At 61.4% G+C, this 26,013-nt stretch carries 29 protein-coding genes; 12 read left to right on the forward strand and 17 right to left on the reverse strand.

The features are described 5' to 3' along the window. Positions 1–91 precede the first annotated feature (91 nt). The 4 genes from AC2ETI_RS24460 to AC2ETI_RS24475 all read right to left on the reverse strand — a co-directional run bounded on the left by AC2ETI_RS24460 (position 92) and on the right by AC2ETI_RS24475 (position 2,726). Positions 92–952, reverse strand: coding sequence for a 3-hydroxyacyl-CoA dehydrogenase (locus AC2ETI_RS24460; protein ID WP_483634521.1), 861 nt, complete (start codon positions 950–952; stop codon positions 92–94). Positions 953–961: 9 nt separating this feature from the next. Next, positions 962–1,591, reverse strand: coding sequence for a TetR/AcrR family transcriptional regulator (locus tag AC2ETI_RS24465; RefSeq protein ID WP_483634522.1), 630 nt, complete (start codon positions 1,589–1,591; stop codon positions 962–964). Between the two features lie 75 nt (positions 1,592–1,666). Continuing rightward, positions 1,667–2,263, reverse strand: coding sequence for a hypothetical protein (locus AC2ETI_RS24470; protein WP_020909569.1), 597 nt, complete (start codon positions 2,261–2,263; stop codon positions 1,667–1,669). A gap of 4 nt (positions 2,264–2,267) precedes the next feature. Next, positions 2,268–2,726, reverse strand: a complete 459-nt coding sequence (locus AC2ETI_RS24475; protein WP_019745870.1) for a hypothetical protein — start codon at positions 2,724–2,726, stop codon at positions 2,268–2,270. 100 nt (positions 2,727–2,826) lie between these two features. Between AC2ETI_RS24475 and pip the strand changes: the two genes are divergently transcribed. Further along, positions 2,827–3,786, forward strand: a complete 960-nt coding sequence (pip, locus tag AC2ETI_RS24480; protein ID WP_069145367.1) for a prolyl aminopeptidase — start codon at positions 2,827–2,829, stop codon at positions 3,784–3,786. On the opposite strand, the gene AC2ETI_RS24485 is transcribed toward pip, so the two are convergent. Then, on the reverse strand, positions 3,774–4,376 hold the full coding sequence (locus AC2ETI_RS24485) for a TetR/AcrR family transcriptional regulator (protein ID WP_020971207.1): 603 nt from the start codon (positions 4,374–4,376) through the stop codon (positions 3,774–3,776). The genes pip and AC2ETI_RS24485 overlap by 13 nt on opposite strands. A gap of 106 nt (positions 4,377–4,482) precedes the next feature. Between AC2ETI_RS24485 and AC2ETI_RS24490 the strand changes: the two genes are divergently transcribed. Then, positions 4,483–5,562, forward strand: coding sequence for an alpha/beta fold hydrolase (locus AC2ETI_RS24490; RefSeq protein ID WP_133727307.1), 1,080 nt, complete (start codon positions 4,483–4,485; stop codon positions 5,560–5,562). On the opposite strand, the gene AC2ETI_RS24495 is transcribed toward AC2ETI_RS24490, so the two are convergent. Beyond that, a complete protein-coding gene (locus AC2ETI_RS24495) occupies positions 5,533–6,654 on the reverse strand; it encodes an endonuclease/exonuclease/phosphatase family protein (RefSeq protein ID WP_483634523.1) in 1,122 nt (373 codons plus the stop codon). The genes AC2ETI_RS24490 and AC2ETI_RS24495 overlap by 30 nt on opposite strands. Before the next feature lie 132 nt (positions 6,655–6,786). Here AC2ETI_RS24495 and AC2ETI_RS24500 point away from each other — a divergent pair, with 132 nt between their 5' ends. Next, the gene (locus AC2ETI_RS24500; protein WP_483634524.1) at positions 6,787–8,079 is read left to right on the forward strand and encodes an MFS transporter; all 1,293 of its coding nucleotides are present in this window, start codon (positions 6,787–6,789) and stop codon (positions 8,077–8,079) included. Here AC2ETI_RS24500 and AC2ETI_RS24505 read toward each other — a convergent pair. After that, complete coding sequence (locus AC2ETI_RS24505; RefSeq protein WP_225989364.1) at positions 8,054–9,067, reverse strand: ABC transporter substrate-binding protein; 1,014 nt, start codon at positions 9,065–9,067, stop codon at positions 8,054–8,056. The two genes, AC2ETI_RS24500 and AC2ETI_RS24505, sit on opposite strands and share 26 nt — an antisense overlap. An 88-nt stretch (positions 9,068–9,155) precedes the next feature. Here AC2ETI_RS24505 and AC2ETI_RS24510 point away from each other — a divergent pair, with 88 nt between their 5' ends. Both AC2ETI_RS24510 and AC2ETI_RS24515 read left to right on the forward strand, forming a co-directional pair. Then, entirely contained in the window at positions 9,156–9,983 is an 828-nt protein-coding gene (locus AC2ETI_RS24510) for a transglutaminase domain-containing protein (protein ID WP_483634525.1), read from the forward strand. A gap of 12 nt (positions 9,984–9,995) precedes the next feature. Continuing rightward, positions 9,996–10,790, forward strand: a complete 795-nt coding sequence (locus AC2ETI_RS24515; RefSeq protein WP_483634526.1) for a 2-phosphosulfolactate phosphatase — start codon at positions 9,996–9,998, stop codon at positions 10,788–10,790. Here the strand turns inward: AC2ETI_RS24515 and AC2ETI_RS24520 are convergent. The 4 genes from AC2ETI_RS24520 to AC2ETI_RS24535 all read right to left on the reverse strand — a co-directional run bounded on the left by AC2ETI_RS24520 (position 10,745) and on the right by AC2ETI_RS24535 (position 13,945). After that, positions 10,745–11,536 (reverse strand): ABC transporter permease, encoded by a 792-nt coding sequence (locus AC2ETI_RS24520; protein ID WP_080910301.1) that lies wholly within the window; start codon positions 11,534–11,536, stop codon positions 10,745–10,747. The genes AC2ETI_RS24515 and AC2ETI_RS24520 overlap by 46 nt on opposite strands. Next, complete coding sequence (locus AC2ETI_RS24525) at positions 11,533–12,474, reverse strand: daunorubicin resistance protein DrrA family ABC transporter ATP-binding protein (protein ID WP_020971200.1); 942 nt, start codon at positions 12,472–12,474, stop codon at positions 11,533–11,535. Before AC2ETI_RS24525 ends, AC2ETI_RS24520 begins: the two co-directional genes overlap by 4 nt. A gap of 14 nt (positions 12,475–12,488) precedes the next feature. Continuing rightward, a complete protein-coding gene (locus tag AC2ETI_RS24530; RefSeq protein ID WP_317830286.1) occupies positions 12,489–13,364 on the reverse strand; it encodes a DUF4097 family beta strand repeat-containing protein in 876 nt (291 codons plus the stop codon). A 65-nt stretch (positions 13,365–13,429) separates the two neighbouring features. After that, complete coding sequence (locus tag AC2ETI_RS24535) at positions 13,430–13,945, reverse strand: toxin-antitoxin system HicB family antitoxin (RefSeq protein ID WP_029256566.1); 516 nt, start codon at positions 13,943–13,945, stop codon at positions 13,430–13,432. Positions 13,946–14,076: 131 nt separating this feature from the next. Here AC2ETI_RS24535 and AC2ETI_RS24540 point away from each other — a divergent pair, with 131 nt between their 5' ends. Further along, positions 14,077–14,673: a CHAP domain-containing protein gene (locus tag AC2ETI_RS24540; RefSeq protein WP_172933191.1), complete on the forward strand. Its 597-nt coding sequence runs from the start codon at positions 14,077–14,079 to the stop codon at positions 14,671–14,673. Here AC2ETI_RS24540 and AC2ETI_RS24545 read toward each other — a convergent pair. Further along, a complete protein-coding gene (locus tag AC2ETI_RS24545) occupies positions 14,664–15,428 on the reverse strand; it encodes an acyl-[acyl-carrier-protein] thioesterase (protein WP_483634527.1) in 765 nt (254 codons plus the stop codon). The genes AC2ETI_RS24540 and AC2ETI_RS24545 overlap by 10 nt on opposite strands. Positions 15,429–15,556: 128 nt before the next feature. On the opposite strand from AC2ETI_RS24545, the gene AC2ETI_RS24550 reads away from it, so the two are divergent. After that, entirely contained in the window at positions 15,557–15,901 is a 345-nt protein-coding gene (locus AC2ETI_RS24550) for an ArsR/SmtB family transcription factor (protein WP_020909557.1), read from the forward strand. After that, positions 15,892–16,572, forward strand: coding sequence for a cation efflux transmembrane domain-containing protein (locus tag AC2ETI_RS24555; RefSeq protein WP_021345930.1), 681 nt, complete (start codon positions 15,892–15,894; stop codon positions 16,570–16,572). Before AC2ETI_RS24550 ends, AC2ETI_RS24555 begins: the two co-directional genes overlap by 10 nt. 54 nt (positions 16,573–16,626) lie before the next feature. On the opposite strand, the gene AC2ETI_RS24560 is transcribed toward AC2ETI_RS24555, so the two are convergent. Further along, positions 16,627–17,100 carry an SRPBCC family protein gene (locus AC2ETI_RS24560; RefSeq protein WP_483634528.1) on the reverse strand — a complete coding sequence of 158 codons (474 nt, stop codon included), beginning with the start codon at positions 17,098–17,100 and terminating at the stop codon, positions 16,627–16,629. A gap of 145 nt (positions 17,101–17,245) precedes the next feature. On the opposite strand from AC2ETI_RS24560, the gene AC2ETI_RS24565 reads away from it, so the two are divergent. Continuing rightward, positions 17,246–17,662, forward strand: a complete 417-nt coding sequence (locus tag AC2ETI_RS24565; RefSeq protein ID WP_020909554.1) for a DUF7144 family membrane protein — start codon at positions 17,246–17,248, stop codon at positions 17,660–17,662. A gap of 112 nt (positions 17,663–17,774) precedes the next feature. Here AC2ETI_RS24565 and AC2ETI_RS24570 read toward each other — a convergent pair whose 3' ends face one another. Continuing rightward, positions 17,775–17,987 (reverse strand): hypothetical protein, encoded by a 213-nt coding sequence (locus AC2ETI_RS24570; protein WP_078377385.1) that lies wholly within the window; start codon positions 17,985–17,987, stop codon positions 17,775–17,777. 257 nt (positions 17,988–18,244) lie between these two features. On the opposite strand from AC2ETI_RS24570, the gene AC2ETI_RS24575 reads away from it, so the two are divergent. The 3 genes from AC2ETI_RS24575 to AC2ETI_RS24585 are packed head-to-tail and all read left to right on the forward strand — an operon-like array spanning position 18,245 to position 21,330. Beyond that, the gene (locus AC2ETI_RS24575) at positions 18,245–18,904 is read left to right on the forward strand and encodes a GAP family protein (RefSeq protein ID WP_483634529.1); all 660 of its coding nucleotides are present in this window, start codon (positions 18,245–18,247) and stop codon (positions 18,902–18,904) included. Between the two features lie 15 nt (positions 18,905–18,919). Beyond that, positions 18,920–19,633, forward strand: a complete 714-nt coding sequence (locus AC2ETI_RS24580; protein ID WP_483634530.1) for a GAP family protein — start codon at positions 18,920–18,922, stop codon at positions 19,631–19,633. After that, positions 19,630–21,330, forward strand: a complete 1,701-nt coding sequence (locus AC2ETI_RS24585; protein WP_483634531.1) for a SulP family inorganic anion transporter — start codon at positions 19,630–19,632, stop codon at positions 21,328–21,330. The genes AC2ETI_RS24580 and AC2ETI_RS24585 overlap by 4 nt, the downstream gene beginning before the upstream one ends. Here the strand turns inward: AC2ETI_RS24585 and AC2ETI_RS24590 are convergent. The 3 genes from AC2ETI_RS24590 to AC2ETI_RS24600 form a co-directional block, all read right to left on the reverse strand. After that, a complete protein-coding gene (locus AC2ETI_RS24590; RefSeq protein ID WP_020909552.1) occupies positions 21,322–22,143 on the reverse strand; it encodes a hypothetical protein in 822 nt (273 codons plus the stop codon). The two genes, AC2ETI_RS24585 and AC2ETI_RS24590, sit on opposite strands and share 9 nt — an antisense overlap. A 14-nt stretch (positions 22,144–22,157) precedes the next feature. Further along, the gene (locus AC2ETI_RS24595) at positions 22,158–24,872 is read right to left on the reverse strand and encodes a helix-turn-helix transcriptional regulator (RefSeq protein WP_483634532.1); all 2,715 of its coding nucleotides are present in this window, start codon (positions 24,870–24,872) and stop codon (positions 22,158–22,160) included. 177 nt (positions 24,873–25,049) lie between these two features. After that, entirely contained in the window at positions 25,050–26,012 is a 963-nt protein-coding gene (locus AC2ETI_RS24600; RefSeq protein WP_283567258.1) for an asparaginase, read from the reverse strand. Between the last annotated feature and the right edge of the window lies 1 nt (position 26,013).

The raw sequence follows: 26,013 nt of genomic DNA on the forward strand, positions 1-26,013 counted from the left end.
TGACAACAGACGTCCGCGCGGTGGCTACCACGTGAATTCACGTCGTAGCCACCGCGCGGTGAGCCTGTTGGTTGATCAGCCCTGCAGTTGATCAGCCTTTGTAGTTGTAGAAGCCCTCGCCGACAGCGACGCCGAGCTTGCCTTCGTCGATGTAGTTCTTCTTGATGTAGTCGGCGAACGCGCGCTGCTTCTCGCCGCCCTGGGAGGAGATGTTGTAGACAGTGGTCAACCCGACGACATCCATGATCTGGAAGGGGCCGAACGGGGCTCCGGTGCCGATACGCCACGTCTTGTCGACCATGTCGGGATCGGCGATGCCGTCGATCAGCAGGTCGGATGCTGCATTGAGGAGCGGGACCAGGAGCGAGTTGAGTACGTAGCCCGCCTTCTCCTTCTTGAGTTCGATCGGCACCATGCCGATGTTCTTCGCGAATTCGACGACCTCGCGGTACACGGCGGGGTCGGTGGACTCGGTGCCCATGACCTCGGCAGTGTTGTTGACCCACACGTGATTTGCGAAGTGCAGTGCGAGGAACTTCTCGGGGCGGCCGGTGAACTCCTTGAGGTCGCTCGGCAGAAGCGTCGAGGAGTTGGTTGCGAACACCGTGTGCTCCGGAGCTACTGCGGCGAGCTTCTCGTAGGTGTCGCGCTTGATGGCGATGTCCTCGGGAATTGCCTCGATGACAAGATCGGCCTTGGTCACGGCTTCGGCGAGATCGTACGAGTACGTAATACGTTGTAGCGCTTCGTCGGCCTTGCCTTCCTTGGCGCCCTCGACGTTTTCGGCCTTGTAGGCCGCGGCCAACGAGTCGAACCGAGCCTTGGCCTTTTCGATGACCTCGGCGTTGATGTCGTACGCGACGACGTCGAATCCGTGATAGACGGTCTGATAGACGATCTGCGAGCCGAGAACTCCGGTACCCAGAACGGTGATCTGCTTCAGTTCAGTCATTTTCGATCCTCAATCCTTTTCGGTGGGTAGTCCGGCAAGCGTCAATCGAACTTGTGCGGCAACGATGTTCGTGAGTTCGTCAGCCGTGATCCGGTCCAATGCCGCGCGGGCTATTTCGAAGTGCAGCACGTTGGAAATCGTTCGCGCTGCAGTGATGGTTCGGGTGGTGTGGTTGGGGTGCCCCTCGAGCAAGATTTGCGCAATCCGCGTTTGCAGGCGCTGCGAGAGTTCCAGACCTTCGGCCCGGAAACACTCGCTGGGCTCGCCGAACAACACTTCGCGTTGGTAGATGCCGGTGTTCTCGTCGTTTCGGCGACTCGCGATCAGCAGGGGTGAAACCAGCTCGAGCACACGATCTTCTGTGCCCGTCGATTTGGCCTCACGCTCTTCTCCCAGTTCGATTTGCTTGCGGTACTCCGCGTTGTACACCATGAGCAGTAGCTCGGCTTTGCTTGCGGCGTAACGAAAGAGGGTGCCACCGGCTACATCGGCGCGATCGGCAATTTCTTGAGTTGTGACTGCGCTGTAGCCCTTTTCCGCGAACAGTTCGGCCGCGGCGTCGAAGATGCGTGTCTGCTTCTCGAGTTTGTTGCGTTCACGACGACCCAACTCTCGGTTCGATTTCGTCGTCCCGCTCACCTCGTCTCATTTCGGATCACGCTCATAAATGAGTCTACTCCGAAATATTGAGAGGGTGGGGTCTCCTCCGTCACATCACCGCAGTCCGCTGACCCAACCGGCGAACACGTCGGAGAACACGTCTGCTTCGCACGCATGCGCCGATTCGGGGTAGGCACATTCGGGGTATCCGGCGACGACGGCGGCAAGTTCGGCATTACAACACTGCGCCAAGAGGCCGCGCAGGAGGTCCGCGGCCGACCAGCCGGCGATGGATGCTGCTGGGATCCCCTCTTCCTCGTACACCTTCACCAGATCGTCATGCCTCCAGGACAATTCCTCGGCCACCAGTGCATCGGGATTGAAAGACATGGCGCGGTCGAGTGATCCGCGCAGAAGCGAGTGTGGATCGTCCTCACCGCGCAGCCTGGTCGCGAGGTCGGCCGGTGCCTTCTGCATGACGAACATCCAGGGTTTGCCGTCGGGAAAGACTCCGCCGAAGCCTGCCACGTTGAAGGGGAGGTGGCTACTGAGAAAATCTGTCTCCACGTCGACGTGCTGATCGTCTCCGAGGTGAATGAAGTGGCCGGACGCGATCTCCTCTCCGGTTGCCGGCTCGGCCCACGTGTTGTTCCACAGGTCGGTCATCCGACTGCCGTCGGGAAAATCGAGAACCTCGAAGAGGAATCCCATGTCGTCACCACTCTCCGTCGAAGTGGGTGGTTACTCCACCGGTGAGTCGAGAAACCGTTTGAGCCGAGGTCGCGAGGACGACTCGGCTTGTCTCGAAGGTCATCTCGTCGCGTTCGGTGTCCTCCGATTCGGGATCCTCGGCGAGTGAGAAGTCGAGTTCCACCTCTCGATCGGTGCTGGAACAGACCGAGATCATCAGCCCGAGTCGTTCGTCGGTGAACGCCGGAAGCGATTTCTCGGGATGAAAGTCTGCGGCCGCGTGAAAGAAGAACGCCGCCAGCCGTTCGACAAATCCTTCGTCGGTGTGTCTGCTGAGATACTGATTGAACCGATCGGGGCTGAGCAGGCCTACGTCGAAAACGAGTGTGGGTACGTCGGATTCGAAGACAGCGGCGGGTACCGCATGACTGCGAAGGAATACCGCGGCGCCGCCGTACCCCGGCAACCTGAACCCATCACGCATCTGGTGTACTCCCGTCGCAGAGGTGTCCTGTCCACGCTAGGCCATAGCCCGGACGCGTGCTGCTTACCGGACACGTCGGTTGATGGAAGAATTACCGCCCATGAGCGCTGTCCTGTACCCGCCCGTCGAACCGTACGAGTCGGGACTGTTGGAAGTGCCCGATGGTCAGAGCCTCTACTGGGAGACCGTCGGTAACCCGGCCGGTGTCCCGGTTCTCTATCTCCACGGCGGTCCCGGTGCGGGATGCACTGTCGGCGCCAGGCGTTTTTTCGATCCCGAAACCTTTCGCGCAGTTCTGTTCGATCAACGAGGCTGTGGGCGCAGCCTTCCTCTCGCGAGTAGCCCGGACGTCGATCTCACCGTGAACACGACGGCGCACATCCTCGACGACATCGAGCGTCTTCGTGAACATCTCGGTATCGAACGATGGATCGTTTCCGGCCTTTCTTGGGGCGTCAGTTTGGGTCTGGTGTACGCCCAAGCGTTTCCCGAGCGGGTGATCGCGATGGCTTTGGGCGCGATCACCGGCGGGACGAGAGTGGAAATCGAATGGATCACCCGTGCCATGGGCAGGATATTTCCGCGTGAATGGGAAGAGTTCGTCGCGCCGCTGCCGGTGGAAGAGCGTGACGGGAATCTCCCGGCGGCATACGCGCGACTGCTCGCCGATCCGGATCCTGTTGTGCGGGAAAATGCTGCGCTGCAGTGGTGCCGCTGGGAAGACGTACATGTGTCGCTGATGCCGGGGTGGACTCCGAGTGTTCGATACCAGAATCCGGACTTCCGTCGGGTGATGACCAGGCTGGTCACGCACTACTGGGCCAACGATTGCTTCCTCGCGCCGAATCAGATCCTGGACGGAATGGACCGTCTCGCCGAGATTCCCGCGATTCTCGTGCACGGCCGGTATGACATTTCCGGACCACTCGACACTGCCTGGGCGATCCACCAGCGTTGGCCGGGCAGTGAGTTGGTGGTGCTCGACGACGCCGGGCATGGCGGGGGTGGATTCAACGAGGCAATCGTGGAAGCGCTGAATTCACTGGCTCATTCGGTCTGATCGAGTGCTCCGGCGTGCGCCGCAGCGAGCGCGCCGGCAGCAGCGCGATCGGCAACCGACTGATCGACAGGTAGATCGGCGACCAACAGGCGATAGTAGATGGGCGCGGCGACGGCCGCCAGAAGATCAGCAGCTGAGACCTTCTCGGAGATTTCCCCGCGTTCGACTGCTCGGCGGACCACGATGTCGGCCAGTTCGTAACGTGCGGAATAGAACTCGCGCTTGAGTCTTGCCACTTCTGGCGTACGAACCGCGTCCGAGAACAGTGCAGCCACCAACGCGCCGCCCGACTCGCTTGTCACCAGTGCGACTATCGATCTGGCCATCTCGCGCAGGTCGGATTCGATGGAACCGGTATCCGGGATGGGGACGGTGGTTGCCGATACCTCGACGGCCGCGTCGGCCACCAGTTGGGACAGCGTGCTCCATCGCCGGTAGATCGTGGTCTTGTGGACTCCGGAACGGGCGGCTATGTCCTCGATGGTCATCGCTGCAAATCCGCGTTCGGACAGTTCGGCCGCGGTGGCCGCCAGGACGGCCTCGCGCACCCTGGCGCTACGCCCTCCGGGCCGTTGTGGTGTCGAGGTCATGGGTCAACCTTATCGCAACAAGGTGTTGTGTTAGCTGGAGACACGTGGTTCACTGAGCTAATGCAACTGATCGTTGCGTTAGAGATGTATTGAGGGGTGTTTTCCTATGTCATACGAATTTCCTGTCGATCACCGAGGCCTCTTCGAAGAGCGCACAGGACAGTTTCTGAGCTTCGGGCTCCCCGTCTCGGATCTCGAGGAACTGCGCGCGTCCATCAACTCGACCTGGGCCGACGCGCCGGGTGGTTGGTCGTACGAGTGGTCGGCGCTGGCGGCGAAGTACTCCGCGGCCGGCAATCATTCCCTGGCAGCGATGATCTACGGAATCGCCAAGTTCCCGGTGCTGGCCAACGAATCCCGTCGACGGGCTCTGCGCAATCAGGTGGACGAATACGTCAAGGCAGCACCAGGATTCGGGCTCGAGTTCGAGCGTCGAATCCTCTCCCTGCCCTACCGAAACGGCGAGATCGAGCTACCGGTACACATCCTCTCGGCGGACGGACGGTACGAAGACGCACCCGTCCTGTTGCTCAGCGGCGGCGTCGACGGCTGGAAGATGGACATGCATCCGTTGGCCAGCGCGTTCGCGAAGAACGCCGGGGTGACGGTTGTCGCTTTCGATCAGCCGGGAACTGGTGAATCACCCGTTCCTCTCGATGCTTTCGGCGACGAGGTGATCGACGGGCTCGTATCGACGGCTCGCGCTCTCGGCAACGGGCAGGTGGCGCACCTGGGAGTCTCCTTCGGTGGAAACTTCGCCGTGCGCTCGGGGTTGACCGGCGCCGTCGATGCGGTGATCAACATCGGTGCCCCGGTCAAGGGTGCGTTCGAGACCGCGAACGCCGAGCGCCTGGTCTACGGCATGGGCGACATCGTCGGAAACGCACTGGGTTTCGATGCCCCGGCAACCAAAGAGGCGCTGGTACAGGGTCTCCGTGCGTTCGATCGCAGTGTCTTGATGACCGCCGACGACGGCCGGACCCCGATGCTTGTGGTCAACGGGGCCGACGACGTTCACATCCCGCTCTCGGACACAACACTCTTCGAAGAGCGCCCGAACACGCAGGTACACGTCATCCCGGATGCGGGGCACTGCGCAGTGACCAAGCTGCCCGAGCTGACGCCGATGATGATCGACTGGCTACGAGATGCCCTGTCAGGAACCGCTCCACGAACCGGTAGATGATCCGCCGCCGAAGCTGGCAAAACGATACGTCGCAAGAACGGCCTTGTGATCGGTCGGCCACGGCGTCGGTGAAGCGATGAAGTTGTCCTGGGAGTTCTCCTCCACTCTTTTGTTGTGCACGATCGTCTTTCGGGGTCCGATGATTCCCACAGATCCCAACTTCAGGTCGGAAGCGCGGTCGGCGAAGATGTAGTCGATCCGATCGCGTTCGTCTGCCTCGGGTGCCCAGGTGAGCTGTGAGGTGTCGACGTCGGGATTGTCGGACGGCCAGGTGAAGCCCGGGTGTGTAGCCGGGTTCGGGTACTTGCTGCGGTATGCATCGACAAATCCGGCTTGGTCGAGCAGACGGGTGGATTCCCACGGAATGACGACACCGTTGTGGTCGAACAGATTTCGCGTGCCGTCGGTCCAGTCCAGGGCCGACGGTTCGTTGAAATCGCCGCCGAGGATGACGGATCTGCCCTTCGCCCGTTCTGCGGCTGCATCGTCGATGAACGTCGAAATTGCCAGGGGTCGTCCCGAATTGACGTTCACACGCTGAACCGTCCCGGGGTCCGTGACCGGACCGGACGGCATCTTGTTCCAGCCGAACTCGGAGAACTCTCCAGGCGTGGGAACACCCGCGCCGTATCCGCGCGGTAGATAGGTTGCGTAGGACGTGTAGGCCAGATGTGCCGAGTAAGCAGCGATTTGTTTGCCGTCGACCGTCACGACTGCCTTGATCATCGAGTTCAGGTCGGCTTTTTCCTCGATCGGAAACTTGGAGAGAATCCCCACGTCGGAGGACGCTGCTCCGTAGAAGGTGGTTCCTGATTTGGTCAGCATGTCGGCCAATACAGTTGTCGCAGTGCCGGCTTCCGACAGGAGAACTATCGACGCCTGGGTCGAGATGATCATGTCGGCGATCAGCTGCAGGCCACCGTTGATCTTGGTTCCGCCGTGCCAGGTATTGAGGGAGAGCACTTTGATCTCCTGCGCGGGGTTCGCCCCCGCGACGGAGGTATTGGCACCCAAGGTAAATGCGCTTGCGGTGACTGTCCCTGCGGCTACCGCCATCGTCTTGACCATCTGACGGCGCGTCAATCCATTCATCAAATCCCGGCTCTCGTTGTCGTGTGCTCGAACCCCCGGAAGATGATTACCATCGCTACCTAAACGGACAGTTAACCAATTGCAAAATGGCAGATTTCCACAGAACACCGCGCGGGCAATAGTCTTTTGGTCGTGGTACTCAGTGAGCGTTTCCCCGGTAACAAGACCTTCGCGAAGGTTCGTGTCCTGCCGCCGGTGGTGAAGTTGCTCCTTCTTTCGATGGTGCTGTTCAACATCGGGTTCTATCTGGTTGTCCCCTTTCTCGCGGTGCACCTTTCGGAGGACCTCGGATTCGCGGCCTGGATTGTCGGCCTGGTCCTCGGACTCCGGATGTTCAGTCAGCAGGGCATGTTCTTCATCGGTGGAAGCCTCGCCGACAGGTTCGGCAAGCGTCCGATCATTCTGCTGGGCATCGCAGTTCGCGTGGTCGGTTTCCTGATGCTCGGATTGGCCGAGAGTATAGCGGCGGTGATCGTCGGTGTGCTTCTGGTCGGGTTCGCCGCGGCTCTGTTCGCACCCGCAGTGGAGTCGGCCAACGCCGAATACGGACGCGAACTCGAAACCTCAGGAGTCATGCGTCGTACGGATCTATTTGCAGTGGAACAAATGTGCAGTCGTCTGGGAACCGTGATCGGTCCGGCGTTGGGTGCTGCTCTGTTGATGTTTCCGTTCTCGTGGACGGCGTCGAGCGCGGCGTTGCTGTTCGCGATCATGTGGGTCGGGTTCTTCATCTGGTTCCCGCGGCCGGGCGATGCCCACGACGGCCCGGTGTCGACCTATACGCTGCGCGACGTCTGGCGAAGCGTCTTGACCAACAACAACTTTCTGCTCTTCGCGACGCTCTGCAGTTTTCAGCTGGTTGCGTACAGCCAGCTGTACCTGATGCTTCCGGAACAGCTCGAGCGCGGAATCGGTTCGCAGTCGGCGCTGGGATGGTTCTACGTGGGCGCAGCGGTGTTGGTGATCGTCGGGCAGGGGCCGACGGTCGCGGTTGCCCACCGCATCGGGCATCGACGCGCGATCACCTTCGGGCTTGTGCTCATTTCGGTGTCGTTCCTGGTTCCGCTGGTCACCGGCGTCGAATCCGCAGCTTCGGCGTCGACGCAGATAGTCGGTCTGGCGGTGTGGATCGGGCTGCTGCACCTGGGACAGATGTTGATGGTGCCGCCGATGCGAGACACCATTGCCATCCTCGGTCGTGAAAGCAACCTCGGAGCGCACTTCGGCATGCTCAACACGATCGGCGGTCTGCTCGCGCTCCTGGGAACCGTGGGAGTCGGATTCGTGTACGACCTAGTCGACAACGGCCACGCAGCGCCGGCGTCACCATGGGTGATCGTTTCGGTCTGCGTGGCCGTGTCGGCTGTGGTGTTGTGGGTGTGGTCCGGTCGAACGAAGGTTATCGACCCGCGATCGTCTGATTGATCTTTGCTACAAAATCTTCCAGCACAAACGGAATGGTGAGCGGGTTCGGCATGGACACCGCGTCACTGACGATGGGGTCCAAGCTGATCAGGCCGCCGGTCTTGACCACGTTCAGATTGGTGAACGCCGGCTGCGTCTCCATCTCGGGGCGAGCCTTTTCGTAGTTGTCGAAGAGCAGGTAGTCGCACTCGAGGAGGTCGTAGTTCTCGGCGGAGATCTCGTAGTTCAGCTTGCCCGCGAACCGATCCTTCAGTGCGGCAGGAGCCGTGAATCCCAATTGCGTGAGCAACTGAGCGCGCGCTGCCTCAGGGCTGAACGCCCGCAGATTTCCATCGCTCCAGCGAATGACGAGAGCTGCTGTCTTGCCTTCGAACTGGGGGTTCTCCGCGCGGGTGCGAACGATGAGGTCTTCGACTTCCTGGACCTCCTGCTTTGCCTGCGCGGGAACGCCCACAGCCGTACCGATGCGGGTCGTGACTTCCTGCCAGGGCAGCACCCAATCCGTCTGATCGGCGGCGTGAAGCACAGTCGGCGCGATGGCGCTGAGCTGCTTGTACAGATCCTCGTCGATCGCGTTGTTGACGGCGATGATCAGGTCAGGCGCTGCTGCCACGATCGTTTCGATGTCGAAATCGGTGGTGGCGTTGGCCAATGGTGTCGGCTCGGCGCCCTGGACTGCCGAGTCGGCCCAGACTCCGATTCCGTCGTCGGTCGATCCCTTCCACACCGGGACCAGGACGGGCGTCAGACCGAGGGAAAGCAGAACGTCTGCGTCGCCGATGCCGACCGCTGCGATGCGGCTGGGTGCCTGCCCGATGGTGGTGGAGCCGAACTTGTGGTCGATCGTCACCGGGAAGGCGTTGGCCTCGGCGTGAGCACCTTCGGTGCCGGGAGTGGATTCGTCCTTCGCGCTGTCGCCGCAGGCAGCAAGGGCAAAACCTGCTGCTGTGGCGAAGGTGACGGACAGCATGGCACGGCGGCTCAACATTGGGTTCACAGCAACCTCGGGTTTCATGGTTATGGGACCCTAACCATAGTGGAGCGGCAGTGTCGGCAGTGTTTGTTAGTCTCCGCCCATGACGGCGGTTCTCGACTACACATCAGCAGGACCGTTCACCCGCATCGACGGAGTGGACCCGCTCGCCCTCGAGTCGCTCCCCACCGACCCCGTGCAAATATGCCGGGTAGTGCCATACCTGGTGGTCCAACCCACCGATGCGCGGTCGCTGAATCTGCCCACCGACCGATTCGACGAAAACCAGATCCGGCCGGCAAGCGTTCTGCTCCAACGCTTGCTTGCGCTCGATCCGGCACCGGTGACCTCCGCCCGAGAACCCGACAAGCGGCTCGTCGGAACCTGTCGGCACTTTGCTGTTTTGAGTTGTGCGTTTCTGCGCTATCGCGGAATTTCCGCTCGCGTCCGCTGTGGTTTTGCCACCTACTTTCAACCGGGACAGGGCGTGGACCACTGGATCACCGAGTACTGGGACGACGCCGGCAAGCGGTGGATCCGCATCGACTCGGAGATCCTCGGACAGAACGTCCTTCCTCACGCCCATAACCTGCAGCCGGGAGAATTCCTCAGTGGTGGTGAGGCGTGGCTGGCGTATCGACGCGGCGAGATCGACGGGTCCCAGTTCGGGGTGTACGGCACCCAGAACTGGGGGCCGGCCGAGATCCGCGGCAACGCAGTGAAGGATCTTGCCGCGATGAACAAGGTCGAAACCCTGCCGTGGGACGAGTGGGGTCGTATGACGGACGCCTACGACGGAAAGACCGGCGCCGACTACGACCTACTGCTCGACGATATCGCCGAGGTGTGCGCCGGCGACGATCCAGTTGCCGTGCGAGGGCTGTACGAGCACGAGGATTTGTGCGTGCCGGACAACCTGATTCGTTTCTGAGATGCTGGTGCGATGAATCCGGAGCATCGCCAACTCGAGTACGGACTTCGATTCGACTGGGGCCTGCGCGGCGCCGAAGCAATTGCTGTCGGCGTCGATGTGGCAGTGGTGGTAGACGTTCTCTCGTTCACGACGACGCTGAGCGTCGCCGCCGACGCGGGAATCGACGTACTTCCCTATTCCTGGAACGACGAGAGTGCGGTCGATTACGCGCGTGATGCCGATGCGGTTCTTGCAGTACGACGAAGTGTGGCCAGGGAGGGACAGATCAGTCTGTCTCCCAAGATGATTCGCGAGGCCGAGGTGCCGAGTCGGCTGGTACTGCCGTCGCCGAACGGGTCGACCATCGCGTTTGCGTTGGCGTCCGAGGTTGCGGTGTGTGTCGGCGCTTCATTGAGGAACGCTTCCGCCGTCGCTGATTGGATTGTGCACGAACATGGTCCGGGATCGCGGTTTGCGATAGTCGCATCCGGGGAGAAGTGGCCCGGTGGAGAGTTGCGCCCGGCAGTGGAGGATCTGTGGGGAGCCGGCGGGGTTGTCACGGCGTTGACCGCGGCTGGTTGGGAAGGTTCCCTGTCGCCCGAGGCGCAGATGGCGGCGGATGCCTGGACAGCGGTGTCGGATTCGTACGAGGACCGCCTGCGGGACTGTGCCTCAGGACGCGAGTTGATCGTCATGGGGTTTCCACACGACGTCGCCATCGCCTCGGAACTCGACGACAGCGACACCGTACCTGTTCTCGAAGATCGTGTGTTTCGAGGTCAGCGCACCGGGCGTCGATTGAACAAACTCCGCGCCCAGAGGTAGGAGAGGAAGGTGATTGCGACGCACCATCCGATCGCGAGTATGGCGTTGTTCCCGATCGCTTCGCCGAGAAGAAGTCCTCGAAGAGTCTCGATGATCGGAGTGAACGGCTGATACTCGGCAAACCATCGCAACACGGTCGGCATCGAGTCGGTGGGGACAAATCCGCTTCCCAGGAAAGGCAAGAGGATCAACACCATTGGAAGATTACTGGCGGTCTCGACGCTCTTGCTGACGAGGCCGAAGGCAACGGACAACCAGATCATCGCGATGGAGACCAGGATGAGGAGAGCAAACGCGGCAACCCACTCCACGAAGCCTGCAGTAGGCCGGAAGCCGACGGCTATCGCCACGGCGATGACTACAACGAGGCTCACGACCGTCTGAAGGAGACTGCCGAGAACGTGACCGGTCAGGACGGACGTGCGCGTGATCGCCATCGTGCGGAATCGTGCAATGATCCCCGCGGTCATATCGGTTGCGACGGAGATGGCAGTACCTTGTGCCGCTGATGCCACAGTCATCAGAATAATCGCCGGTGCAACGTAATTGACATACTCGGCTCGGCCGCCACCGCCTGGGCCGAGGCCGTTCCCGAGCGTTCCGCCGAGCACGTAGACGAACAGCAGTAGGAAGACGACTGGCATCCCGACAAGCATCACCGTCATCGACGGATATCGAAGGATGTGTCGAATGCTGCGACGCAGCATGGTTTTCGAGTCCTGATAGGCAAGCGTCATGGTGGTCATCGCGCGTCGGTCCTTTCGGTGGCGGTCAGAGTCAGGAACACGTCGTCCAGGTCCGGTGTGTGCACGGAGAGTTCCTTGACGTCGATCGAGTGAGCGTCGAGTTGGTCGAGAAGCGAGCGCAGCGAGCGGACACCGCCGTCGCTGGGAACCTGCAGGACATAGGCGGCATCGTCACGGGTAGACTCGTCGAAAACAGCAGCAGCAGAGTCGAGTTGGTCTCGATCGATGAAGTGAAGACGAATGTGGCCGCCGGGAATGCGTCGTTTGAGTTCCGCTGCCGTACCTTGGGCGACTATCCGTCCCTGATCGAGGACGGCGATGTGGTCGGCCAGTTGATCGGCTTCCTCGAGGTACTGCGTCGTGAGGAAGATGGTGACACCGCCCTTGACCAACTCCCGGATGATCTGCCACATGGTGCGTCGACTCCGGGGATCGAGGCCGGTGGTGGGCTCGTCCAGGAAGATGATCTCCGGTCGTCCGATCAACGTCATTGCCAGGTCGAGCCGTCGGCGCATTCCGCCCGAGTACGTCGACGCGAGTTTGTCCGCGGAGCCCTGCAGATCGAACATCTCCAGGAGTTCGTCAGTGCGAGTGCGGCGTTCGTCCTTGCCGAGGTGGTGAAGATCGGCCATGAGGAGAAGGTTTTCCTCGCCGGACAGGTAGTCGTCTACCGCCGAGAATTGTCCGGTGACACCGATGCGCGAACGCACCGCGTCAGGATCGTCGGAAGGGTTGTACCCGGCGATGCGGATGTCGCCGCCGTCTGCGGGAACGAGGGTCGAGAGGATTTCCACGATGGTGGTCTTGCCGGCGCCGTTGGGGCCGAGGAGTGCAAAGACGGTTCCGCGGTCGACAGAGATGTCGATTCCGTCCAGTACCGTCTTGTCGTCGTAGGCCTTCTTCAGACCCGTCGCGGTGATGGCTGGTTTACGGGACATCAGCGTTCCTTTCGCTAGATCTTCTTGTTGGATTCTTCTCGGGGCTCCGAACGTCGAATGACGATGTCGCCGTAACTGGTTTGTGCCCGGACGTCTACCCGGCGTTCGGTGGAAGCCGGACCGTGCGTGGCATTCATCTGGTTGTCGACACGGCCGAAGGACGTATGAGCGTCGAATCGTGCGGCGGTTCCGGATCGAACGCCGATATGGATTCGCCCGGCGGCCGTCTTGGCGGATACGACTCCACTCTCGATGGTCTCGAAACGGATGTCGCCGTTGGCGGTTGCGGCGCTCGCGTCGGATTCGGCGTGTTCGACGGCGACGCTTCCGTTGGCGGTCTTCGCCTTCAGCGCGCCGGTGATCGTGCCGATGTTGATGTCGCCGTTGGAATTCTTGACCTCCGCGTTGCCGTCGACGCGGCCGATGCGGATGCTTCCGGACCCGGTGCTCGTGTCGATGTCACCGGCCACATGCTCGACGATGATCGCTCCGGCGCCGGTGCTGACGTTGAGCGGTCCGGTGGTGTCCAGTGTGCAATCTCCGGCCGAGACCTTCACGCGTGAGCGTCCGAGAGTGCCTTCGGCGCGCAGGCTGACAACTGCGGCAGTGCCTTCGAGTCCCGAGCCGGAGGGAAGCTGAACGGCGATGTCGACAGATCCTGTCTTCCCGAAAATGCCGAGACCGCGCTGTTTCGGAGTCTTGATCTGTAGCCGGCCACCTGCGAATTCGACGCGCGTTTGTTCGGCGACTCGAACGTCTACCTCGCGAGACGAGTTGCTGGGCAACACTTCCACGACAGTGTCGTTGCGGCTGCTCGCAGCGATCCGGATGTGTCCGACTGCCACGTCGAAGTTCAAGGTGATGGGGTCAGGTGTGCTGAATGTAGGCATGGCGATACTCCCGATGAGGTTGTCTCGGTTGGTGATAGAGGGTCGTGCGAAAGGTGAAGCCGGTGTCAGTGCACCCAGCCGCTGAAGCTTTCGGAGCCTTGGGACGTGCGCTGTCTCGGAGTGCTTCTGCTCATGCCGCCTTCCAGCGCAGTTGCAGCCGAGCGAACCAGCCACGCGTTCACGGAGATCCCGGCTTCCTTGGCCGCCGCCTCGATCCGGTCTTTGAGGTCTTGCCCCAGCCTCAGGTTGATTCGAGTCATCGAGGCGTCGTCGGACTCCGTGACGGGGCGCGGAGCCGGAGTCGGTTCCTCTTCGGCGGGGGCCGGAGCCGGTTCGCTGATGGCTGGTGCCACCACGAATTCGGGTTCGCGTCCCCGTAGGCGCAGGTCCACCGAGCCTGGGGCGAGGTCACGCGTGATCTCGGCGGCTGCCGCAGACAATGCGTCGAGAAGGGTGAGTCGCACTGCTGATTCCAGCGGTGCGGTCAAACGATCGGCGAGGGCCTTTGCGTCTTCTCCGCCTGCTTCGGCCGCCACCGCGAGTTCGTGGCGAAGGTTGTCTACGTACGGTGTCAAGTCCATGGCACCACTATGGCACCACTTTGGTGCCATAGCAATAGTTTGGTGGCACATTCGTGTGAGTTTGATGAGAAGTGCCAGGTCATCGGGGTGGTTGGCGCTTCGATTCTCGGCAGGCTGGCACACTCGTAAGGGTGAGTCCTGCCGAACCCAACCGTCGCCGCCGTATCTTGCTCTGGATTGCCGGGGTGCTCGGCGTCGTGATCGTGGTCGGGGCGGTTGTCGTCGCGGTCGCGCCTTCGCGGTATCTGCCCTGGGACACTGCCGAGTTCCCGACGGTCGACGCCAGTTCGGTGACTGCGGACCAGACTCGAGTGCTCGAACTGCTGCAATCCGAGCATGAGCGGGACCGTCCGGGCACTTTCTATTCCGACGGTATCGACGAAGAATGGTGCGCCGATTTTGTCAGCTGGATAATGAGGGAAGCGGGTCGACCGTTGTCGAACCCGAACTCCGGAAGCTGGCGTATCCCGGGGGTGTACACCTTGCAGGAGTACTACCAGGGGATCGGCGCGTACGCCGAGAACGGCAGCGGGTACATCCCGAGCGTGGGTGATGTGGTGATCTACGACAGTTCGAGATGGGTAGGTCAGCACACCAACATCGTTGTGGCAGTGGACGGTGACTCGGCGATCACGGTCGGCGGCAACGAGTTCGGCAAGGTGCGAGTCCATGATCTTCACTGGCAATCCGACTCCGCCGTCGTGGGGTTCGGAAAACTTCACCCCTGATCGCTGTGGTTCGAGGTCAGGGCAAACCATCGAGCGCATGCACGTGCCTCGCCGCCGGCGTCGATGTGCAGCGTGTTCGTGCCGGTTCGCACGCTCACCTGCTCACCTCTCTTGATGGGCTGGGTGTACTCGAGGATCGCGCGAAAGGGTTCGCTTCGTAATTTTTCGGGCAGTGCATCTTCCACGGGTTGCCAGTAGATTGCGTTGTTCACGTGATCGAAAGGGTCGAAATCGCTCGAGCGCAACGGGAATGGAGAATCCGCGTAATCGTCGGTGTCGGGGTCGATCCACCGACGCCAGTGAAGATGCTCGTCCACGGCCGTCGATGCCAGGGCAGCGGTGAACTTTTCACTGATGGTTGCCGGCATTCCGGTTTTCGGGTCGATGTTGATCCAGAATGCCTCGGTCTCGATCAATCCACCGCTGTCGGACCTGATCCGAACCCGCATCGAACACCACTTGCTGGAGAGTCCGGAACACCAGCGCTGCAGATGAACTCGATCCGGCCAGACGACGGGTTCGAGTACGTCGATCACCGTCCTTCGCACCATCCACAGCGGGTGTGTATCCATGGCGCCGCGGTCGACGAGATTGTCGAAGCCCGCGTCTTGGAGGTAGCGCGCGATCGCGTCGAGGCGCAGTTGCTTGTCGGTGTGGATGTCGCCCGTACGCACCGGCCAGGAGACCTGGAAGATGCTGCCGGTTGTCGGTAGTTCGGCCATCGCTACGTGATCGTCGACTTTTGTACGGTTCATCGGATGTGGACTCCCGGTGTTCGCTTATCCGGTCGGGTGGCTTCACGCTTGCGTTACCCGATGGAGGGATCTTGAACCATCTAAGTTCAGTGTTTTCTGAATACAGATTTCGATGTACTGTCGTACGTATGGATGTCGAGGGCGTAGATGTGGTGACCAACGTGGCGGTGCTTGCGAGGTTCGGGCATGCCTTGTCCGACGAGACTCGGACACGGATACTGCTCGAACTGAAAACCGCCCCTCGGTACCCGTCCGACCTCGCTGAGACACTGGCTGTGACCAGGCAGAAGCTGTCCAATCATCTGGCTTGTCTGCGCGGTTGTGGCTTGGTAGTGGCCGTCCCGGAAGGGCGCCGGACCAGATACGAACTCGCCGACGCACATATCGGTCAGGCCCTCGACGACCTGCTCGGGGTCGTACTCGCGGTGGATCCGTCGTACTGCCCGGACAGTGAATCAGAAGGATGCTGCTGATGGTTGCGCCCGTTGACGGTGGCGGCCTCTCGACTGCCCGGCGTGCGCTCTTGTCGAGACGAATTCGCATCTTCGTGGCGATCACGATCAGCTACAACGTCGTCGAAGCGATCATCGCGCTGGCGGAGGGCACACGGGTGTCGTCCGCAGCACTGTTCGGTTTCGGCCTCGATTCCGTGATCGAAGTGTCCTCGGCGGCAGCGGTTGCCTGGCAGTTCTCCGCCCCGGATCCGACGAGCCGTGAGAAGACGGCACTGCGAGTGATCGCATTCTCGTTCTTCGGGCTCGCTGCGTACGTCTCGTTCGACGCGATTCGGTCGCTGTTCGGTCTGGGTGAAGCGCAGCACACGAGCGTCGGAATAGTATTGGCTGCAGTGAGTTTGGCGATCATGCCGGCTCTGTCCTATGCGCAACGCCGAGCAGGTCGGGAGTTGGGTTCGCTTTCGGCGGTCGCGGATTCGAAGCAGACGCTGCTCTGCACCTACCTTTCTGCGGTCTTGCTGGTCGGTTTGCTGCTCAACTCGGTGCTCGGCTGGTCGTGGGCGGACCCGATTGCGGCACTGGTGATCGCCGTCATCGCCGTGAAGGAAGGCATCAACGCGTGGAAGGGTGATCCGTGCTGCCCGGTTGTGGCGGTGCCCGAGAGCGGTGACGAGTGCGACTGCTGCTGAGTGAGCACAGGTTCAGTTGAGTGAACACCGTCTGCAGCGCGTCGGAGAGGGTGCTCACTCGATGAAAGGGGTGCCACCTTCTGCGCGGGTCTTGATGTGCGCGGCGCGTTGCTCGAGAAGACGGCGCAGATACGGGCCGACAGCCAACCTCAGTGCCAGGTGTCCGAGCACGCCGAAAGGGGCCGTAACCGTGAAGCGGTCATGCATCCGCGTCCACCCACCCGGCTGATCGTCGAAGACGTGCTCATGTTGCATTGCGGCAAACGGGCCGCGGACCTGCTCGTCTGTGAACGAGTATGGACGGTTGTACTGCGTGATTCGGCTTGTCATCGAGAATCTCCACCCGAAATGCCGAGCAGTGAACGACACCTCGTCGCCCTCTCCCAGCGTCGATCTACCCATACTCGTGACTGCCACCTCATCTGTTGCGTGGAGCGAGGCGGAGTGTTCGTCCATGTCGAGTTCGAGATCGAAGATCACTGCCGGTGGAGCGTAGATATCGGTGATCACGACCACGGTGTGTTGCACAGTGCCAGTCTGCCAATGTTGGTTTGCGATGCCGGCAAGCGGGTACGGGTCGGTGACCTGCGGTTCATCCGCGACGGGTGATGTTTTCGCTTCCCAGCCCCTCGAGACTGAGTATGGGAAGTGCATTCTGTCGAAAGGAACGCTGATGACTGCTCCACCGCGGGAACCCGCGAATCACCCTGTCCGGCAGGGTTTCGCGGTAGGTACGACGTTTGCAGCAGCAATTCTGCTGCTCACCGCAGGCATTGTCGCTCTGCTTCAGGGCATTGCGGCGGTCGCCGACAACAATCTGTTTGTCGTGGGTATCAACTACACGTACAAGTTCGACATCACGACGTGGGGCTGGATCCACATCATCTTGGGCATCATCGGAATCGTGGTGGCTCTCGGCCTCTTCACCGGTGCAGTGTGGGCCAGGGCGGCGGCAATAGTTATTGCGTCGCTCTCGATCATCGCCAACTTCTTGTGGATGCCGTACTACCCGCTGTGGTCGATCCTGGTCATCGCGCTCGACGTCGTTGTGATCTGGGCCGTCGCGACCTGGGACACAGACAGAGTCTAGGCGCCGAACAACTCGAGAGCAGTTGGTCCCGACCGAATCGACTCGGTCGGGACCATCGCTCGTGCGCGGGGGACGACCCGACGGAGGGCCGGCTCGGATCAGTCGGCTCGGATCAGTCTGGGAGCCTTCGTAGTTCGGCTACGGTCAAGCCGAGGGAATCGAGGCGAGCCATGATGCTTCGCATAGCAGTGTGATCCGCGACGGGCCCGTACAAACTGGTGAATCCGCCGGCGGCACTGGCAACGCTGAGTTCGGGAAACGCCGCTTTGACGCGGTCCGACACTTCGCCGTCGATGAGGAATTGATACCGAGTGGGAGCATTCATCAGTGTCCGCTCCATTTCGTAGGGCCATGAGGTTCGGTCAGTACCGCGTCGAGCCTCGAAATCACGTGTCGTCAGGGGCAATCGGTGTCGCCGCTCGATCCAGGACTCCGTATCCGTGAGATCCAGTCTTGCTCCCACACGCTCCCGAGGCGTCATCCCCAACGGGTGAATGTCATCGCGGCTCCGTTCATCCCTTTTGTGTGAGGCTGCGAAGGAACGTCACCCCTAGTGTCGACCGGGAGAGAGAAGAGGTCGGCATGGGATCTGTCATCGGGGATCTTCTACCCTTAGCGGTCGGTGTTGCGGTATCGCCCATCCCGATCATCGCGGCGATCTTGATGTTGTTGTCCAAGCGAGCCGGTAGCACCAGCGTCGGCTTCGCCCTGGGCTGGATACTCGGAATAGTTGTCGCCACAGTGATCTTCGTGCTCCTGTCCAGCAAGCTCGGCGACTCCGAAGGCGATCCCTCTGCGACGGTGTCGTGGATCAAGCTGGCGTTGGGTGTGTTGCTGCTTGCGTTCGGAGTGAAGCAATGGCGTGGGCGCGCTGGCGAGCATGAAACCCCGAAGTGGATGCAAGCTATCGACGACATGACCGCTGCCAAGGGCCTCGGCTTGGGCTTCGCGCTGGCAGCGATCAATCCGAAGAATCTGATGATGTGTATCGCGGCTGGAATCTCGATCGGCTCTGCGTCATTGGGCTCCGGCGAAGTAGTCGTCGCGGTTCTGGTTTTCACCGTCATCGCTGCCTCGACAGTGTGCGTGCCCGTGATCGGTTACCTCGTTGCCGCGGAGCGACTGCGCGGTCCGCTGGCCAAGCTGAAGGTGTGGTTGCAGGACAACAACGCCACTGTGATGAGTGTGTTGATCCTGGTTATCGGTGTTGTTCTCATCGGTAAGGGCATCGGCGGTCTCTGACAACGGGAGGTAGTTATGGGATCGCTGCTACTGCAACAGATCCCGCTGGCACTCGGTATCATCATGAGCCCGCTGGCGGTTGTCGCCGTTGTCGCCGTGCTCTTTTCCGAACGAGCGCGTCTCAACAGCATCGCGTATCTGATCGGGTGGTATCTCGGAATAGTTGTCGCCCTGGCCGGGTCGTACATCATCTTGACCGCACTCCAAGTTCATCAGAGAACACACCCACCCCTGTGGGTGCCCATCCTCCACCTCGTTCTCGGCGTGACGTTGCTCGCGGGTGCCTGGTTCGTCTACACGCGTAGTCGGCGCGGAGTACAGGCGATGGCGGCTGCAGTGGCTCCGGGAGATGTTGTCGCGGCGGCCCCTCAACTGCCGGAAATGCTCCAGTCGGTAGAACACTTCCAGCCGATGCGATCGGGTGTGCTCGGGTTCGCGCTGTTCGTTCTCAATCCCATCGACATGTCCTGTGCGATTGCCGCTGCCATGAACTTTCGCCTCAGCACCGTGGCGCCGACGTCGCAGATCGTCTCGGCCGTGATCTTTTCTCTGGTGTCCGTGACCTCGGTCGCCGTGCCTGTCGCCCTTCTCCTGATCAAGAAGGAGGAGGCCACCGAACCGCTGCAGAAGATCCGTACCTGGATAGCCACCAACACGCACTTGCTGAACGTCGGGCTCCTCGTCCTGATCGCGGCGATGCAGATCAGTAAAGGGGTGCAAGGGCTATGAGTGCTCCGCACACACGGACGTGGTGGGTCTTCGGATCACTGTCCGACTATCAGCGAGGCTGGCTTCGCCCAGACATCATCGCGGGCCTCACGGTGTGGGCTGTCCTTGTCCCGGAAGCGCTCGCGTACGCCACCATCGCCGGAGTTCCGCCGGTGGTCGGGCTCTATGCTGCAGTTCCGTCACTGATTCTGTATGCAGCAGCAGGTAGTTCGCGGCATCTGATCGTCGGACCGATGTCGGCCACTGCCGCGTTGTCCGCGGCGATGATCGCGCCACTGGCGTCGGGAGACGACACCAGATTTGTCGCGTTGTCGGTTGGGCTCGCGATCGTGACCGGACTCGTCGGATTGCTCGCAGGATTCATGCGCCTCGGATTCATCGCATCCTTCATCTCCGAGCCGGTTCTCAAGGGATTCATAGTCGGTTTGGCGCTCACGATCATCATCGGTCAAGTACCCAAACTCCTGGGCGTGGACAAGGGCGAGGGGAACTTCTTCGTCCAGGCGTGGACGGTGATCAAGGAACTTGGCGAGGTCGACGGTCCGACGGTGGTCATCGGATTACTCAGCTTGGCAATGGTTCTGGGAGTCAAGCGATGGCTCCCGCTCGTGCCAGGTTCGCTTCTGGTTGTGTTACTGGGGATTACCGCAGTGGCGCTGTTCGGACTCGATGACCGTGGCATCGACATCGTCGGACACATCGATTCGGGCTTGCCGACTATGGGCCTGCCGAGTGGAGTAGGAGCCGAGGACTACCTCGACCTCGTGGGGCCGGCCGTCGGTGTTCTACTCATCGGTTTCGCCGAAGGTCTCGGCGCTGCAAAGACATACGCGGCGAAGGCCGGATACACGATCGACGCCAATCGGGAACTGGTAGGTCTGGGGGCCGCCAATCTCGGATCGGGCATCTGCTCGGGAATGGTGGTCAACGGCAGCCTCTCGAAGACGGCTGTCAACGGGGGAGCGGGTGCCAAATCACAGGTCAGCGGGTTGGTGGTCGCCGCATTGACGCTGCTGACACTGCTGTTCCTGACTGGGTTGTTCGAGAAACTACCGGAAGCGACACTATCGGCGGTGGTGATCGCCGCAGTGATCGAACTAGTGGATTTCTCTTCTCTCACAGCGCTCTACCGGGTCTGGACGAAGCGATTGGGCAGCATCTACGGGCACGCCGCTCGGGCCGATTTCGCCGCCGCTGTCGCGGCGATGTTCGGAGTTCTCCTGTTCGATACCTTGCCCGGTCTGATCATCGGAATTGTCGTCTCGATGCTGCTGCTCCTGTATCGAGTCTCCAAACCGCACGTGGCCGCTCTGGCCAAGGACGGCACGCGCTGGGTCGACACCAGCAGCCATCCTGATCTGAGGACACTCGACGGCGTCGTGGTGGTCAGGGTCGAATCCGGACTCTTCTTCGCGAATGCCGATCACGTGCGTGATCAGATCACCGGCATGGTGACTACCGGGACCACAACGGTCATTCTCGACGCCGAGACTTCACCGTTCATCGACGTCAGCGCGGCCCAGATGTTGGCTCAGCTTCGAGATTCGTTGGCTCGCAAGAATGTGAGCTTCCGGGTGGCCCGCGACATCGGTCAGTTCCGCGATGTCTTGTCCGGGGCTGACGAGGGTGCGCTGAAGGTCGACGTCTATCCGACCGTCTCGCAGGCACTCGAGGGCCGGGACAACACTTCAGCGTGACGTCCGCAGCCAGATTCCCAGTGGTCCCGCGTCTTTTGCGACCGATCCGACGATCGACGACGCGACCACCACGATGGCGGAGAAGATGAACAGCCACCCGATCACGGTGAACATCACGCCGAGAAGGCCGAACTCGTCCTGAGACGTCTTGGTCATCCGCGGCAGGAAAAGAGTGCCGGCCACGTGCAGTCCGGTCAGACCCGTCGCAGTGAGCAAGCCGGACCCGACACACATACGAGTGGTCATGCGATTGGCGGTCAACAGCATGGGCACGGCAGTCCAGACCAGTGCCCACACTGCGTAGACCGCAACAAATTCCAGGAGACTGCCCACTCTCGGAACGGCATTCAGTTCGCGGCACAGCGCAGCACCGACCACTGACGCGGCGACGACGAACACGACCGCGATCCACCGCCATGCCTGGCGAAGTGTCGCTGTCGGCACACTCCAGATTCGTCCGTACATCCGGCCAAGGGCGCGAGCGTAGGACGTGGAACTGATCAACAGCATGAGCAAGCCGACAATGCCGAACGCGGCCGCAGTGGAGGTGTCGGTCATCACGGCGTCGGGAAGCTGCACCCCGAGGTCGTCTCTGGCGACATCGGCCAAGGGCTTCAGCTTTTCCAGGGTGGACGCTGCGATCATCACCGGCAGCAAGGACGTGAACGCCTGGGCTGCCAAAGTCATGGCGCTGTCGACGAGTCCGACTTCGAAGACGTCGATCGTCGCGTCGGTAGCCAACCGTCGGCTTGGTGTGCGTCTCGCCCAGACGGTCATTCGATCGCGCGTATCGGAGTACAGCTTCGGGGGCATGGAAGCAGTCTTGCTCAGATGAGTCCGCCGCGACGCGCAGCCTTGAGTGCGTCGCGTCGGTTACTTACTTCCAACTTCCGATAGATCCCGCGTAGATGCGTCTTGATGGTGTTGACGGACAGGAACATCGTGTCGGCGATCGACTCGGTGGTGTCTCCCGAGGCCAGTTCGCGCAGCACGGTGTATTCGCCCGGTGTGAGGATCGGTGCACTCACCAGCTCTTGTGGACGAATGCGGTTGCGTACCTGTTCGGCAAAAGCCTCCTGATCGCCGAAGTGCCCACTGAACTCGTCGAAGATCGGACGCAGTGACGCGCCGTAGTCGAGGAAAGGTCGCAACAGCCCACCGGTTTCTGCGGCTCGCAGGGCTTTCTGCAGCGAACGAAACGACTTGCGCTCGTGACCGGTGGCAGCGTGGATCCCAGCCTCGAGTGTCCAGGCGTAGACGGTGTGGGCGAGCACAGGCTCTTCGGTGGATCCGAGGGCTTCGGAAACCTCGACGAGTGCTTCTGCGAACTTGTTGGACGAGAAAGCCACGGCAGCTCGCGCCAGGTGTATCTCGGAAGTCACGCCGAACTGATCAGCCGCATCGCGCACGAGTCGGCCGGCCCATTCCACTTCGCCGACCGACAGGCATGCGTTCACGACCGGTGGGAGTAGGGCAAGAGTCGCCAATGAGAAGGTGCGCAGTGCGATCGCGCTGAGCATCGCATCGCGGACGTCGGCAGCGGTCGACCGTCGATCGGCCGCGTCGCCGAGACTGTGGAGCCCGAACGTGACGACGGTGTGCCACCCGAATGCCGGGACGCTGGCGCCGAGAACATCTGTGCTCCGGTAGTTTCCGATAGTCGGTATGCGGTACGGAAGTTCGCTGGTGGCGCAGAGATATGCAGCGAAGGCCACCACGGACGCGGACAACTCGTACTCCGCCGTCGTTGTGATTCGGTGTTCGACCGCGTAGTCGATGGCGTAGGTGGAGTGTGCCCTCATCGCCTCGATGTCCCCGCTGAGTGAGGCGACAAATCCCAGCCCGGTCAGTGCCTTCAGTACGAATCGCGACCTGCCTCGTAGTGTTCCGAGCGCGACCGCCTGGGTGTATTCGACAGTTGCCCTGTCGAACTCGCGTTTGAGTAGGAGGGCCGTCGCTATCTCGAGGTGAGCGTAGGCTTCGACGTCCGAGTGAGTGCTGTTCTGGCGCCGCACCAGGCGCGAAACCAATGGTTTGTTGTCGGAAGTTGGCGAAGCACAGGAGATTTCCAGACTCATCGCCAGGAACAGTGGCTCGTCCGCAATAGGCGGATGAGTTGCCTCGAGGAGATCGAGGCACGTTGTCGCAGAGGTCATGTCACCGGAATGGAGGGCGGCCGCAGCCAGGACCAGGCGGGTGATCGGAGATTCGGAGACCTGCGTCGGTGCGGATTCGAGCACTCGGACGACGTCTCCGCTGTGCCCGTCGAGTACGAGGCCCAGTCCGCAGCGCTCGAGAAAAGCGAGGATGCGGCACGGGTCGCCGATCGACACCTCGAGTTCGAGCGCCTCGAGTTCGAAGTGATGACTCTCGAACCAGGTTGCTGCTCGAAGGTGCGCGCGATTTCTCTCCTCGTGATCGACCCGACGGAACTCTGCGCGGAGGTGTTCGAGGAGAAGGGGGTGGTAGCTGAACCACGTGGTGTGGTCAGCGGAGTCGGTCCGCGTCACGGGGAAGTTGTATTGAATCAGAGCGTCGATCTCGGACCGAGCATTCGAATCGGTCAACGTTTCTGCGAGTTGAGCAGAGAACGAATCGACGACGGATGTCCGCAACATGAATGTCGTGACATGCTCGGGCAAGGATGTCAGGACCTCGTCGACGAGGAAGTCGGCGATCGGGCGGGGCGTATGGGTGAACTCGTTCAATGCATCACCGATGTCGCTCCGGCCTGCCAGGAACGCTGCGGTCAGGCGAACAACAGCGCCCCACCCCTTGGTGAAGTTCTCGACGATTGCGAGCTCGTCGTCGCCGAGGGCGATGTCGTATTCGCCGAACATCGCAGTGATCTCGGTGCGGTCGAAGGCGAGATCGGTGGATGCGAAGCGAGTGAGTCGGCCATCGAGAGCGAGACGATGCCAGGTGAGCGGAGGTTCGTATCGAGCAGCGACGATGATCGACAGATTGTCCGGGGTGTGCGTGAGTATCTGGTCGAGAAGACCGATCGACATCGGATCGTGAAGTGTGTGAACGTCGTCGAGGATCAGCGTCGTTCGGCGATCGTGAGCTTCGACGGTTTCCGCGAAGTGCGCGAGCCACTGTTCGACGGGTCGTCTCGATCCCGCCTGTGCCGGGAACCCTTGGCCGGTGGGCGCGCGACCGGCCGGGTCGAGAGGCGTCGAGATGGCCTCGGCGAGGGATTCGCACAGCACCGACACGTTGTTGTCGCGCTCGGCCAACGTCAGCCAGGCCAGGTCCACGTCAGGGGACGCCCGCGAATACTCACGAGCCCAATTCGCCAGCAGCAGGGTCTTTCCCGCTCCGGCCGGTGCAGAAAGCAGCCCGACGGACCCGGGTCCCGAGCCCTCGGTAGTGGTGGACGCGGTGAGTTTCTGGTGCAACCGGGGACGTGGAACCAGTCCCTTGATTGCAGAGGGCGGGTGAAAGCGCCCGCTGACAGGCACGTCCGACGCGTGAGTGTGCCCGACGCGGTGACACGCGTCGAGCGTCACTGCAGCGGCATCACGAAATGGGCTGCTCATCCGACTCCTGTTCGACTGGCTGCACTGGACGTGACCGCTGGATCGACATGCGTAACGAGTTAGATGATGTGAAACTACCCAATTCGGACACTTGTTAAGCGTCCAAATCAAAAGATTCGGACCAAAGTCCCTGATTTGGCAAGGGGTGCGTTCGAACTACGAACGGCGTCGCCAGTGCTACCGCCTGAACGGCGGGGTGCGAGCAAACCTCGAATATCGGTCGAATGCCTTTTCCAGGCCCACGAGATCCGGATCTGACAACAAGGCCGCCAGAAGTACACGTGCCTGCCCGGCCCGAAGATCGGTGGAAAATACAGCGCCTGCGGCGATCAAGTCGTGGCCGCCGCCGCCACCACCGTAAACCGGGGAGATTGGCCCCGAGGGCACACGAGTTGTCACGACCACCGGAATGTGAGCGCCTACGCAGTCTCGGACGGCCTCGACGATCGTCGGATTGGCATTTCCCGAACCGAGTCCGTCGAGAACAAGTCCATTTGCCCCGGCGCTCACGCAAGCGTCGATCTGTACGCGGTCTGCCCCGGGATACACGGCGATGATGTCGACGCGGGTGTTCGAAATCGGATGCCACGGCAATGGTTCGGGAGTACGCAGCAGGGCCGGATCGATGCGCAAGGAGCGGAAGGCATCAAGTGCCGTCGTGTCGGCCTTTCGCGTACCTGCGGCCGGGTGGACCGAACCGCCGAAGGCGATGAGGACACCACGCCCCTGCGACGAGATGTCGAGTCCGGCCGCGATCGCCGCGGCCAGATTCGAACGAGCGTCGGACTCGGGATGGTCGAAAGTGCGCTGCGCCCCGGTGAAGACCACCGGACGTCGGTCGTCGTGGTGCAGGTCCAACAAGAACGCAGTTTCCTCCATCGTGTCGGTGCCGTGAAGCACGACCACCGCGTCGAGTCCAGGATCCTTCAATTCGTCGGCTACGGCGTCGCGAACACGATCCATGTCCGCGAAGGTCATGCTCGAGCTGTCCTTCGACATCACGTCCACGACTCGAAGATCGATGTCGGTCTGCTCATTGCCGAGCAGATCTGCACCGGTGATTGCGGGCCGACTGATTCCGTGCGCATCTCGGGTGCTGGCGATGGTGCCACCAGTGGTGACGACTGCGACTTTCGACACT

The sequence above is a fragment of the Rhodococcus sp. MurmanLake-1 genome, assembly GCF_056945715.1.